The following is an 11748-nucleotide window of genomic DNA, read 5'->3' on the forward strand; positions in this document are numbered from 1 at the left end:
TGTACGGAGCGTTGCTGATGAAGGTGTTCAGCCAGTTTTCCCGCCACTCGGGAACGCCGATCTCGAAGCTCCGCTTCTGCTTGTCGAAGTCGATCCAGTAGGTGCCGACAGTGGTGTCGTCTTCATGCGGCCGAATGTCTGTGTAGCGGTCCTCGAAGAGCGGGGTTCTGTAGATGGGTAAGAGAGCTTCACGAGAGAACCTCCCGCCAACTATCGGGGGCCGTCTGGAGAAACAGCTCTCTCTCGCTCTCTGAACGGCTTGTCCAGAAGGAAGCCCAGATGTACTCCCACCAGTATTCGAGGCTACCTTGCTTGGGCATATCCGCTTCGATGGGGGGCATGTTCGGGAACACGATCCATGGAGCCGGGGGGGCGGTGAACAGGGTGTCAAATGATCGAAGCAAGGGGATTGAGTTGGTGGTTGCCTCTACGAGATATCCACCGAACTCTTCGCGGTAGGAGAGGGCCAGTGACTCCTGATATTCGTTGTCGACTATTGACTCATTGAGTAGCTCGGTGGTCGAGAAGCGTGACTGTAAGAGAGCTAAGAATGCTGATAATTCTTCATGCCCGAGTAGCATGATCACGTAGTACGCGAAGACACCCTGCCCCCCCAGGAAACTCTTGGCTGGATAGGCATGAAACTGCTCCCCACCCCTGGTGATATCCGGGTTTTCCGGCAGGTAAGGAAAATGCGTGTCTGGCCGTTCTTTGCGTCTGGTCACTTGCTAGGGCCTATGTCGAGGGGCGCGTAGTTGCCGTTGGCCGATCATGGGGCGCTGTGTATCTGGGTATGGCACCAGGTCCTGACATCTTCCTTTTCGAAAGCAGGACAGTGCTGGCTCTTGCTCATGACCAGGTATTCCCGACCGGGCTCGTAGGTGAAGTGGTAGTAGTTGCTGCCATCCTCGGCATAAAGCCAGTAGGAGCTCGATCCCTCGTTGATGACGTAGGGGGCGAGGGTCAGGATCGAGGCTTCTGCGGGAATGAAGTTATTTCGATCCATGAGCAGCATCAGAGCGTTGCTGGCCAGCCGCGTGAGCAGCAGGACACCCAGCAGTGCAATGGCGAGGAGTAGCAGGGCAGTTCGTTTAGCGTTCATAGAAGTACAGAGTCGAGGCGCCGGTCTTGGCGCGTTCCAGGAGAGCCATCGCGTCGCTGGCATATTTTTCCGCCAGGGGGCCTGAGCCGTTGTAGGCGCCGATGACCTGCTTGAGCTGATCGTGCGACAGGTTGCCGTTATGGCAGGGCGTTCTGGTAACTCGATCGATGAGTTCGCGAAGATGCGCCGCTGCGTAGTACAGGTCGGCCTTCCAATCGTCACCGGGAATCCGGGTGTCCTGGTCGAAGCCGAAGATGCGGTACTGCACGTCCTTGGGCATCGGCTTCTTGCAGTAATAGTTTTCGGTATAGGTCGCGGCATTTCTCAGGGTTCTGCGGCTCATGTTGACGAATCCGCTGGAGCTGCCGGCTACCTTGTCGGGAACGATGTCGAAGGCAACTTCGTCGACGATTGCGAGGAAGGTCGTCAAGGAGCGTTCGCCGAACTGTAGTGCTTGAAGCGTCTTGCTGGCGCCAGGACCGTTCTCCTGCTGCAGGATGACGGCGAGCAGCAGATGGGGAATCCCGTGATAGTGAGCTGCGCTTCTTATCCAGGTGCGAATTTCCGTGTCGGAGAACTCGGTTCGCAGCAACTCGTTGCCCTTGGGCGCATACCAGATGATTTGCAGCGGCGATGGAAGATCGCCCTTGTAGCTGGGTATGGATTCGTACCCGCTCAGAGTGGTCACTTCCTTACCGTTGCAGCGGCAGTAGGGAACCACTACAGGGTCGGTTTTTTTGACTTCGGACGAAGTGGCTTCACCAGCCTTTACGTAATTCGCGCCATCCTTCTGGCGCTTGGGTTCGTCAGCCATCCCTCTTTCCCCTCAGAACTCGATGAAGATTTCGAATTTCTCGGCCTGGGGATGTGACGCCAGGCGATGAGTCAAACCGTTCTCGTCAGTGATGCCGCTTTCTTCGCTGCCATCCTGGCGGACGATCAGATAGCGGGTATTGGCCAGAGGATCACCCAGGCTGTTGGTCAGCAGGCATTGCGCGTCGAAACCAAAGGCGATCGGCAATGGCGCAACGAAAGGTGCAGCCGAATGGCTGGTCCCGATCACCACCGTCCCCGACCCACCCACCACCACATTCCCGTGGCTTCCCACCGTCCCGACCGTAGCCGCCGGCATGCCGTTGATCAGCACGTTGGGCACCACGTTGCCGGCCATGGCGCCGCCGCAGGCGGACGGGTCGCCCTGGCGCGCGGCGGGCAGGCCGTCGAACAGGACGTTGGGCGAGCCGGCGGCGATCGGGTTGGTGCCGTGGCCTGGTAGCGGACAAGCTGTCGGGTCGGTGACGCGGGCGGCGGGTTTTCCGGGCATGGGGTGCTCCTTACTGGACTCTGACCTGTCCGCTGCCATCCAGGCTGGCGGAGAAGCTGACCTGGCGGCGGAGGCCTTCGACCTCCAGCACGCCTTCGATGGCGAAGGCCAGATTCAGCGGGTCGTGATCGCGCGGCAGGGATATGACGCGAACCGCGGATAGACGTGGCTCATAGGCTTCGATGAAGCGTTCGATGGCCGTGCGCGCCTGGTTCAGCGAGTCGTGCAGGCTCAGGCGCATGTCGTTCAGATCGGGCAACCCGTAGTCGGGCAGCGTCTGCACGCTGCCCGCACGGGTGCTGAGCATCTTGGCCAGATGGGCAGCCACCGAGGCCATGGCGGCCACCTCCGGGCTCCAGCCGGAACGCTCGGCGGCTTCGCCGCCCAGGCGCTCGAACAGGCTGCCGTATCCTTTCATCGCTCAGCTCCTGCTCATTCCTTGTCGAGCTTGCCGACCAGCGACAGCGTGAAGTCCGCACCCATGTACTTGAAGTGCGGGCGCACGCTGAGACTGACGCGGTACCAGCCCGGCTCGCCCTCGACGTCGCTGACGATCACCTGCGCGGCGCGCAGCGGACGGCGGCTGCGGACTTCGGCGCTGGGGTTCTCCTGGTCGGCCACGTACTGGCGAATCCACTTGTTGAGTTCCAGCTCCAGGTCGGTGCGCTCTTTCCACGCGCCGATCTGCTCGCGCTGCAGGACCTTCAGGTAGTGGGCCAGGCGGTTGACGATGAACAGGTAGGGCAGCTGGGTACCGAGCTTGTAGTTCAGCTCCGCGGTCTTGCCTTCCTCGCTGATGCCGAAGAACTTCGGCTTCTGCACCGAGTTGGCGGAGAAGAACGCGGCGTTGTCGCTGCCCTTGCGCATGGTCAGGGAAATGAAGCCTTCCTCGGCCAGCTCGTATTCACGGCGGTCGGAGACCAGCACCTCGGTGGGGATCTTGGTCTCGATCTCGCCCATGCTCTCGAAGTGGTGCAGCGGCAGGTCTTCCACTGCGCCGCCGCTCTGCGGGCCGATGATGTTCGGGCACCAGCGGAACTTGGCGAAGGAGTCGGTCAGCTTGCTGGCGAAGGTGAACGCCGTGTTGCCCCACAGGTAGTGCTCGTGGTCGTTGGCGACGTTTTCCTTGTAGACGAAGGTCTTCACCGGGTTGTCTTCCGGATCGTACGGGTTGCGCAGCAGGAAGCGCGGTACGGTCAGGCCGACGTAGCGGGAGTCTTCCTGCTCGCGGAAGCTCTGCCACTTGGCGAACTGCGGGCCTTCGAAGTGATCCCTCAGGTCCTTCAGGTCCGGCAGGCCGGTGAAGCTGTCCAGACCGAAGAATTTCGGGCCGGCGGCGGAGATGAACGGCGCGTGGGACATGCTGGAGACGCTGGCCACGTACTGCATGGTCTTCACGTCCGGCGCGCTCGGCGAGAAGTAGTAGTTGGCGACGATCGCGCCCACCGGCTGGCCACCGAACTGGCCGTACTCGGCGGTGTAGATGTGCTTGTAGAGGCCGGACTGGACCACTTCCGGGGAGTCCTCGAAGTCGTCCAGCAGGTCCTGCTTGGAGACGTTGAGAATCTCGACCTTGATGTTCTCGCGGAAGTTGGTGCGGTCGATCAGCAGCTTCAGGCCGCGCCAGGAGGATTCCAGGGCCTGGAATTCGGCATGGTGGAGGATCTCGTCCATCTGCTGGCTGAGCTTGGCGTCGATCTCCGCGATCATGCGGTCGACCAGTGCCTTCTTGACCTGCTCGCCCTGGTTCTGCGGCTTCAGCAGTTCCTCGATGAATGCGGAGACGCCGCGCTTGGCGATGCCATAGGCCTCGTCATCGGGCGTCAGGCTGGTCTCGGCGATGATGCGGTCGAGAATGCCGTACTCGACGCCGGCCCCGGTGGTTTCCTGTACTGCGCTGGTGCTCATGTGTTGGCTTCCTTTTCAGTTCCTGGCTCAGGCGTCCTGCTTGGCGGCGAGGCCCAGCTCACCCAGTACGCGTTCGCGCGAATCGTCGTCGGCGAGCACGCTTTCGATGGCCTTGCGGAAGGCCGGTGCGTTGCCCAGCGGGCCCTTGAGGGCGACCAGGGCGTCACGCAGTTCCATCAGCTTCTTCAGCTCCGGAACCTGGTCCACCAGGCTCGCCGGGTTGAAGTCCTTCATCGAGTTGACCTTCAGGGATACGCCCAGCTCATCTCCGTCGGCTTCGTCCTGCAGGCGGTTTGGGACGTTGATGGTCAGGCTCAGCTCCTGCTTGGCCAGCACCTCGTCGAAGTTGTTCTTGTCGATGCCGATCGGCTTGCGGTCCTCGACCTTGCGGTCGTCGGCGCGTTGGGTGAAGTCACCCAGCACGAGCAGTTTCAGGGGCAGCTCGATCTCTTCCTGAGCGTTGCCGGTAGCGGGTTTGAAGGTGATGTTGATGCGTTCCTTGGGGGCTACCGAGCCTTCTTTGGCCATGGCCTTTTCTCCTTTGCATTAGCGGCCCGAAGGCCTAGTCGAGCACCACTTCGAGATCGAGGTGGCACAGCCTGCGATAGACCTCGTCCTTGCGTTCGCGAACGCTGTGGTTCTGCGGCAGCAGTTCGCAGCAGGTGTGCAGCAGGTGCAGCACCTGGAGGGCGAGATCGGGTTCCCAGAGGTGCAGGGCGGATTCCTGCAGCTGTTCGTCGAGGGCTTCGAGCTGGGTCCGGGCCAGTTCGTACTTCTTCGCCTGCAGGCAAAGGCGCGCCATGCTCAACTGCCAGAAGAAACGCTCGCGTCCGCCCTGGGCGCCCTGCAGTCCCTGCTTGAGCAACTGAACGGCGCTCTTGAGTCCCTCCTTGCGCAGCATCGGCAGGGCTTCGTCGAGGGCGATGTCCCAGGCTGGCGACTCGCTGGTCGCGGTCACTTCCCGGGGCGTCGAGGGCGCCTGGAGGTGCGGTAGCACGTGGGCGCTGATCCAGCTGCGGGTGCTCGGCTCGGCGAAGGGATTGCCGTCGAAGAACTTCAGGTCGATGACCCCGGGCAGGCGCTGCAGGAACAGCGCGAACTGGATTTCCACCTCGCGCATCGCCGCCTCCGCATCGAGGGCCTGCAGGCATTCCCAGGCCAGGCGCTGGCCGTCGAACCAGAACGGTGCGCGCGCCAGGCTGGTCTCCAGGTCGACCAGCAGGTCGGCGTACTGTCCTTGCTCGAAGCGTTCGGCGTAGGCGCGCAGCTTGTCGGCAGGAAGGCTGCGCAGGGCCGTGGTCTGTTCGGCGTTGCGCTCGGGCAGGCTGTCGATGGGCAGCCAGAGCAGGGTGCGGTTCAGGCGCAGGGCGCGCAGGTCGGTGGCCTTCTGGCGCAGCCACCAGCTGCACAGCGGCCGTGCGTTGTCCTGCTGGGCGCGCAATGCCTTGTGGGCGTCCTTTTCGTTGTCGATGGTGCCGACCGGCGCGAGGAGGCTGGTGGCCGCCTGCTTGACCTGGGCGACCACAGCGCCGACGGAGCCGGGCTCGGGCTGGCCCTGGGAGGCACGCTGGACCATGTCGTCCAGGCGCCGGCACAACGGCAGCAGCAGCGGCGCGTCGGCGTCCAGCCGGGCATTCAGGCATTCCTCCAGGCCGCGCAGGTTTTCGCCCAGTTGGCGGAACAGGGGCAGTTGCTCCTTGATGGCCAGGCTCTCGGCGAACAGCGGTTCGAGCCGGGGCACCAGCCAGCAGATGGCGGCGGCGCGGGTCCGGTCCTTGCGCGGATGCAGGTCGCCCCAGTGCTCCTGGCAGAATCGCAGGATCATCGCCATGCCGGCCTGCAGCCCGGCGAAGGATTCGCGCTGTTGCAGGGCCCAGGCCATCCAGACGGCGACGCGCAGGTCCTTGGACTGGGTGCGGAGGATGGCCTCGCTGACGTCGAGGATCTTCTGCCAGTCCACCAGGCCGTTGCCATGCAGGGACGAAGCCTTGGCCAGCTCGGTCTCCAGGCTCTCGTATTCGGGCGAATAGCGCACGTCCTCGCCTGCGTAGTTCCCGGAAGAAATGGGAGTGGCAGCCAGATCGAGATAATGCGATGCAAGTTTTCTGGAATGGCTCATGCCGGCGATCGTCCCTGATGCGGCAGGACTCTGAATATAAGAAGCGTCCTGGCAAGACCGTGGAAAATGACCTGATTGCCAACTTCCCTGGTCAGGTCTGAAACACTTTGAACGGCGCGCATAGTGCAGTTTTTTGCACAGGCAGGTGTGTAAGAGATTTGCTATTTGATCTGTAGTCCTGGCTTGTTTCTCAAACTGAGTGTGAGCTTATTGGCAAATTGCTATTACTTGAGTAAAGGCTCTAGATCGCGGGTTTTGTGGTGTGAATCGTGATGGGTTCTCGAGCTTTCGGATCGCGGGAAGGCCCCGGAACAAGGCTTTTGGCGGGGGTTTATTATCTTGGGAAAACGCTGGATGTGCTGCGTATCAGGTGATGCGACTGTGCAACTTTTTGCCACCTTTAATTGTGTCGATGTTTCTTGGAGGCCAATGCTGATTGGCTGTTTCGAGTGAGTGGCAAGAAGTTGCACAGTTGATGGATTATTTTTGTGTTAATCCACCTGATTTTCCGCTTCAGCAATAGCGGAAGTTATCTTTCTGACCTCTGGAGTGCTAGTGGCCCGGCGCTTTCAATATATCTGGCACGTAATTTGTTAGAAGGGCGACACTCGCGCCGTCCGCCTAATACGCCGGAGAGCGAACGCCCTGATGCTCCGCCACCACCCGCAACGTCTTGAGCGACTCGAACGGCGCATCGATCACGAACCGGTTGGCCAGCCACGACGGCACGCTGCCGCCGGGTTCGCCGCGCATCTGGTAGGTGACTTCGGTGAGCTTGGGGCCCTTGGGGATCATCTGCCAGGTGCCGGACAGCACCGGCACGCGGATGCGGCCCTTGACCGGCGGAATGTAGTCCGGTGCGGCCTGGAGGTGGCGGATCAGGCCGCCGTCCGGGGTTTCCTCGGTCCTCACTTGCAGCACCAGGTCACGTGGGGCGGCGGGCCAGGGGAGTTTGGTGTCGATGTAGACCCAGACCGCCTCGTCGCTGTACTTGAGCAGGCGCATCCGTGCGCAGCCATAGAGCCAGGCACAGGAGACTCGCAGGTTCTCCTGCAGGCGGCCCAGCGTGGCGACATCGGCCTTCACCAGGGTGACGCCGCGGAAGCTCTTGTAGGGCGAGCCCGGCACTTCGCTGAGGTAGACGCGGATGCCGTTCTCCTCCTTCGCCAGTTGCCAGTTCTCCGCCTGGGCCAGGGCGATGGCCGGGGCGGCGAGCAGCAGGGCGATGAGCAGCGATAGGCGTTTCATGGCGCGGCTCCCTGAGGGAATAGTCCGATCTTAGGCGCTCTGGATGACGCTGACGCAAGGACCGGCGAGTGGTTGCGGGACTTTTCGCGGGCATTAAAAAAGCCGGCTTGTGGCCGGCTTTCAGGGGGTGGTCCAACCTTACTTCTGGTAGGGCAGACCGCCTTGATTCTGTGGCAGCGCAGCGAGCTGCGTGCGGGGCGCAGATGGTAACAAAGTCGGGACGAAAAGCCTAATCCCGGTCACAAAAAAGCCCCGCATGAGCGGGGCTTTTCATGGCGCGGGTAACCCGCGCGACCATCACTTGGCCTGGAAGGCGGCGACGGACTTGGTGATGTAGGAGCGGGCTTCTTCGGCGTTGCCCCAGCCCTCGACCTTCACCCACTTGCCCTTTTCGAGATCCTTGTAGTTCTCGAAGAAGTGCTTGATCTGCTCCAGCAGCAGGGCCGGCAGGTCGGTGTATTCCTTCACGTCGTGGTACAGGACGCTCAGCTTGTCGTGCGGTACGGCGATCAGCTTGGCGTCGCCGCCGGCTTCGTCGCTCATGTTCAGCACGCCGACCGGACGGGCGCGGATGACGGAGCCCGGAGCCACCGGATAGGGGGTCACGACCAGCACGTCCAGGGGGTCGCCGTCGTCGGCCAGGGTGTTCGGGATGAAGCCGTAGTTGGCCGGGTAGAACATCGGGGTGGCCATGAAACGGTCGACGAACAGGCAGTCGGTTTCCTTGTCGATTTCATACTTGATCGGCGCGTGGTTGGCCGGGATCTCGATAGCGACGTAAATGTCGTTCGGCAGGTCTTTGCCAGCCGGGATACTGCTGTAGCTCATGGACGACTCCAGATATGGGTTCGGGCCGAAAAAGTGCGGCGAATTATAGGCAGATTGCCGTGGCCAAGCCACAGACATCGCTTATCGCGCCTGAGTTTCCTGATATTCGGGATGTTCGCGCTGTAGTTGTTTTAGGCGCGAGAGCGGATCTTGCCGGTAGAACAGCGCGAGTTGCTCGTAGACCTTCGGATAGGCCTCGTGCAGCAGGTCGGGAGCGGTGAAGAAGTATTCGCTGGTGACGGCGAAGAATTCCGCCGGATTCTCCGCCGCATACGGGTCGATCGCGGTGTGCGCCTGCGGGTTGCGGTCCAGCCGGTGGTTCATCTCGTCGTAGGCGCTCTGCATGGCGGCGGCCCAGTCGGCCACACGCATGTCGCGGTGCAGCGGCGGCAGGCCGTTGGCGTCGCCGTTGAGCATGTCCAGCTTGTGCGCCAGCTCGTGGATCACCAGGTTGTAGGCGTCCCAGCCGCCGCCGCTTTCCACGCCCGGCCAGGCGAGGATCACCGGGCCCTGCAGCGAGGTCTCGCCGGCGCGCTCGTCGTCGAATTCGTGGATGACGCCCGCCGGGTCGCGGTGTTTCTGCGGGCTGACGAAATCGTCGGGGTACAGCACCAGCTCATGGAAGCCCTGGTACCAGTTCAGCTCCGGCAGGTGCAGCAGCGGCAGTTGCGCCTGGGCGGCGAGCAGCAGGCGATGGAAGTCGTCCAGCTCGACGCCGGGCAGGGCGGAGAGGCGCTTGTCGCGCAGGAACAGCCGCACCCGCTCGCCGAGCAGGCGCAGCTCGTCGTCGTTCAGCCCATCGAGGATCGGCAGTTGCCGGCGTACCTGCGCCCAGAGCTCCGCGTCGAGCGGGTGGCGGGCGAGGAAGCGCCGGCGGCGCCAGGCGCTGAACGACCACATGGGCGGATCAACGCTCGCTGGTCTGCGCCTTGGCCGCCGGGCGCAGCTTGTGGCGCAGGACGCCGATCAGCATGGGAACCAGCGAGAAGGCGATGATGCCGATGATCATCAGCGAGAGGTTCTGCTTGATGAACGGCACGTTGCCGAAGAAGAAGCCCAGGGTCACCAGGCCGCCGACCCAGACCACGCTGCCGGCCACGCTGAAGGCCAGGAAGCGCAGGTAAGGCATGTAGGCCATGCCGGCGACGAAGGGCGCGAAGGTGCGCACGATGGGCAGGAAGCGCGCCAGGGTCACCGTCTTGCCGCCGTGGCGCTCGTAGAAGGCGTGGGTCTGGTCGAGGTAGTCGCGGCGGAAGACTTTCGAGTCCGGCTTGCTGAACAGGCGCTTGCCCAGGGTCCGGCCGATCACATAGTTGGTGCTGTCGCCGCTGACCGCCGCGGCCAGCAGCAGGCTGCCGAGCAGCCAGGGGTCCATGCCGCCGGTGGCGCAGATGGCGCCGGCGATGAACAGCAGCGAATCGCCGGGGAGGAAGGGCGTCACGACCAGGCCGGTCTCGCAGAAGATCACCAGGAACAGGATGGCGTAGATCCAGACACCGTAGTTGGTCACCAGCAGGGACAGGTAGGTGTCGAGGTGGAGAATCAGGTCGATCGGATTGAAGTCCATGAGAAGCCTGTGTTGACAGCGGGGTGAGCGGCCGGGGGTGCGCATTATACGGACGGTTGCGTGCCGGGAACGCGCTTCATCGCGTCCTGCGACGAACGTCATTCGAGAATATTACAGGTCGAAGGTGAAAAATCGGTTGGGGCGATGGCTGAAACGCCCTGTGACAAATGCGCTGGGGCCCCGGCCAGGGCCGCGCGGCGTCAGAACCGGCTGGCCTGCCAGCTCAGGGGCGCGGGGATGTGCGTGGCACTGAGATGTTGCGCGGGGGCGGGGGCCGGCAGCTGCTTGGCGACGGGGTGATCCGCCACTTCCCGGGAGCGCATGGCGGTTTCCAGGTGCGCCTCGGCGATCAGTTGCTGCAGGCGCCCGCTGCGTTGCAGGGTGCGCAGGCTGCGGTCGAGGCTGGCGGCCAGCGCTTCGCCCTCGGCGCGCTTCCTGGGGACCAGGACATAGAGCGGCCGGATGTCCAGCGGCGGTTCCACGAACACCAGCTGATCGCGCAGCGCCGGGGCGTTCTGGGCGAGCAACTGATAGCCGGTGTAGCGGTCCGCCACCGCCAGGTCGATGCGCCCGCGCAGGAGTTTTTCCAGGTTCTGCCAATCGGTGTTGACCGCCTCCTTCTTGAGGAAGTCGGCGGCGTCGAAGGCGGTCTGGTTGACGTAGCCGCGCACCACGCCGATGCGGTACGGGCGCAGGCTGTCGAGGTCGCCGGGGGTGATCTGCACCCTGTGGTCGCGGCGGCGGAAGAAACCGATCCGGGAGTCCAGCAACGGCATCGAGGTGTAGAAGTCGCGGCTGCGGTCGTCGGAGAGGTAGGCGGGCATCAGCGCGTCGAAGCGGCCTTCGCGGGCCTCGTTGAGCGCCCGCTGCCAGGGCAGGAACACCAGCTCGGCCTTGTCGCCGTTGAGCGCCAGGGCTTCGTCGAGGATGCGCGCGGCCAGGCCGTGGCCGGGGAGGTCGGGGCCGACGTAGGGAGCCCAGTCCAGCGTGGCGATGCGCAGGGTTTGCGCCTGGCTGCCGGCGCAGACCAGCGCGAAGAGGAGGCTGACGAGCAGGGGACGACGCATGGAATCCCTTAGCCGGTGGGCACGGCGGGTCGAAGGCCGAACATCACTCTAGTGCGCCCGGCCCGCCGACACCAGCGGGCCCCGGGGCGGCCGTCAGGTCAGGTCGCCGCTGATCGGCAGGATGTAGTTCTTGAACTCGGTGTCTTCGTGGAAGCCGATGGACTCGTAGACCTTCTGCGCCACCTCGTTGTTGACGCTGGTGGAAACGCGCATGCGCACCGCCTGGGTCTCGCGGGCCATCTGCCGCGCGGTCTGCAGCAGGTGGTCGGCCACCAGCTGGCGGCGCGCCTCCTCGGCGACGTAGATGTCGTTGAGAATCCACACGCGCTTGAGCGACAGCGAGGAGAAGCTCGGATAGAGCTGGCAGAAGCCCAGCAGCTTGCTGTCATCGTCGTCCGGCAGGGCCAGGTAGATCACCGACTCCTTGCGGCGCAGGCGCTTTTCCAGGAATTTTCGCGACGATTCGGGGTAGGGCAGCATGCCGTAGAACTCGCGGTATTTGACGAACAGCGGCGCGAGCAGATCGAGGTGGTCGAGCGTGGCTTGCACGATACGCATGGGCGGGCCTCGGGGGTGATGTGAGGG

Annotated in this window: 14 protein-coding genes; all 14 read right to left on the reverse strand. The window is 63.2% G+C overall.

What is annotated here, in order from left to right:
* Positions 1-188: 188 nt before the first annotated feature.
* Complete coding sequence (locus tag AC3B6A_RS03965) at positions 189-725, reverse strand: hypothetical protein (protein ID WP_488401009.1); 537 nt, start codon at positions 723-725, stop codon at positions 189-191.
* 44 nt (positions 726-769) lie between these two features.
* Entirely contained in the window at positions 770-1102 is a 333-nt protein-coding gene (locus AC3B6A_RS03970) for a hypothetical protein (RefSeq protein WP_488401010.1), read from the reverse strand.
* Positions 1092-1916: a hypothetical protein gene (locus AC3B6A_RS03975; RefSeq protein WP_488401011.1), complete on the reverse strand. Its 825-nt coding sequence runs from the start codon at positions 1914-1916 to the stop codon at positions 1092-1094. Before AC3B6A_RS03975 ends, AC3B6A_RS03970 begins: the two co-directional genes overlap by 11 nt.
* A gap of 12 nt (positions 1917-1928) precedes the next feature.
* Positions 1929-2426, reverse strand: a complete 498-nt coding sequence (locus tag AC3B6A_RS03980) for a PAAR domain-containing protein (RefSeq protein ID WP_488401012.1) — start codon at positions 2424-2426, stop codon at positions 1929-1931.
* A gap of 10 nt (positions 2427-2436) precedes the next feature.
* Complete coding sequence (tssE, locus tag AC3B6A_RS03985) at positions 2437-2844, reverse strand: type VI secretion system baseplate subunit TssE (RefSeq protein WP_488401013.1); 408 nt, start codon at positions 2842-2844, stop codon at positions 2437-2439.
* Between the two features lie 14 nt (positions 2845-2858).
* Positions 2859-4334 carry a type VI secretion system contractile sheath large subunit gene (gene tssC, locus AC3B6A_RS03990; protein ID WP_488401014.1) on the reverse strand — a complete coding sequence of 492 codons (1476 nt, stop codon included), beginning with the start codon at positions 4332-4334 and terminating at the stop codon, positions 2859-2861.
* A gap of 27 nt (positions 4335-4361) precedes the next feature.
* A complete protein-coding gene (tssB, locus tag AC3B6A_RS03995; RefSeq protein ID WP_488401015.1) occupies positions 4362-4862 on the reverse strand; it encodes a type VI secretion system contractile sheath small subunit in 501 nt (166 codons plus the stop codon).
* 34 nt (positions 4863-4896) lie between these two features.
* Positions 4897-6453: a type VI secretion system protein TssA gene (gene tssA / locus AC3B6A_RS04000; protein ID WP_488401016.1), complete on the reverse strand. Its 1557-nt coding sequence runs from the start codon at positions 6451-6453 to the stop codon at positions 4897-4899.
* A 621-nt stretch (positions 6454-7074) separates the two neighbouring features.
* Positions 7075-7701 (reverse strand): START domain-containing protein, encoded by a 627-nt coding sequence (locus AC3B6A_RS04005; protein ID WP_488401017.1) that lies wholly within the window; start codon positions 7699-7701, stop codon positions 7075-7077.
* Between the two features lie 297 nt (positions 7702-7998).
* A complete protein-coding gene (gene ppa / locus AC3B6A_RS04010; protein WP_488401018.1) occupies positions 7999-8529 on the reverse strand; it encodes an inorganic diphosphatase in 531 nt (176 codons plus the stop codon).
* 81 nt (positions 8530-8610) lie between these two features.
* Complete coding sequence (locus AC3B6A_RS04015; protein WP_488401019.1) at positions 8611-9429, reverse strand: M90 family metallopeptidase; 819 nt, start codon at positions 9427-9429, stop codon at positions 8611-8613.
* A gap of 7 nt (positions 9430-9436) precedes the next feature.
* Positions 9437-10096, reverse strand: a complete 660-nt coding sequence (locus AC3B6A_RS04020) for a DedA family protein (RefSeq protein WP_488401020.1) — start codon at positions 10094-10096, stop codon at positions 9437-9439.
* A 200-nt stretch (positions 10097-10296) separates the two neighbouring features.
* Positions 10297-11163 carry a substrate-binding periplasmic protein gene (locus tag AC3B6A_RS04025; protein ID WP_488401021.1) on the reverse strand — a complete coding sequence of 289 codons (867 nt, stop codon included), beginning with the start codon at positions 11161-11163 and terminating at the stop codon, positions 10297-10299.
* A gap of 93 nt (positions 11164-11256) precedes the next feature.
* Positions 11257-11721, reverse strand: a complete 465-nt coding sequence (locus AC3B6A_RS04030; protein WP_488401022.1) for a GNAT family N-acetyltransferase — start codon at positions 11719-11721, stop codon at positions 11257-11259.
* Positions 11722-11748 lie beyond the last annotated feature (27 nt).

This window comes from Pseudomonas sp. B12(2026) (assembly GCF_057767015.1).

Bases quoted from the DNA above. Each gene is read 5' to 3' on its own strand.
- AC3B6A_RS03970 (WP_488401010.1), bottom strand. From the start codon at position 1,102: ATGAACGCTAAACGAACTGCCCTGCTACTCCTCGCCATTGCACTGCTG.
- AC3B6A_RS03975 (WP_488401011.1), bottom strand. From the start codon at position 1,916: ATGGCTGACGAACCCAAGCGCCAGAAGGATGGCGCGAATTACGTAAAG.
- AC3B6A_RS03980 (WP_488401012.1), bottom strand. From the start codon at position 2,426: ATGCCCGGAAAACCCGCCGCCCGCGTCACCGACCCGACAGCTTGTCCG.
- tssE (WP_488401013.1), bottom strand. From the start codon at position 2,844: ATGAAAGGATACGGCAGCCTGTTCGAGCGCCTGGGCGGCGAAGCCGCC.
- tssC (WP_488401014.1), bottom strand. From the start codon at position 4,334: ATGAGCACCAGCGCAGTACAGGAAACCACCGGGGCCGGCGTCGAGTAC.
- tssB (WP_488401015.1), bottom strand. From the start codon at position 4,862: ATGGCCAAAGAAGGCTCGGTAGCCCCCAAGGAACGCATCAACATCACC.
- tssA (WP_488401016.1), bottom strand. From the start codon at position 6,453: ATGAGCCATTCCAGAAAACTTGCATCGCATTATCTCGATCTGGCTGCC.
- AC3B6A_RS04005 (WP_488401017.1), bottom strand. From the start codon at position 7,701: ATGAAACGCCTATCGCTGCTCATCGCCCTGCTGCTCGCCGCCCCGGCC.
- ppa (WP_488401018.1), bottom strand. From the start codon at position 8,529: ATGAGCTACAGCAGTATCCCGGCTGGCAAAGACCTGCCGAACGACATT.
- AC3B6A_RS04015 (WP_488401019.1), bottom strand. From the start codon at position 9,429: ATGTGGTCGTTCAGCGCCTGGCGCCGCCGGCGCTTCCTCGCCCGCCAC.
- AC3B6A_RS04020 (WP_488401020.1), bottom strand. From the start codon at position 10,096: ATGGACTTCAATCCGATCGACCTGATTCTCCACCTCGACACCTACCTG.
- AC3B6A_RS04025 (WP_488401021.1), bottom strand. From the start codon at position 11,163: ATGCGTCGTCCCCTGCTCGTCAGCCTCCTCTTCGCGCTGGTCTGCGCC.
- AC3B6A_RS04030 (WP_488401022.1), bottom strand. From the start codon at position 11,721: ATGCGTATCGTGCAAGCCACGCTCGACCACCTCGATCTGCTCGCGCCG.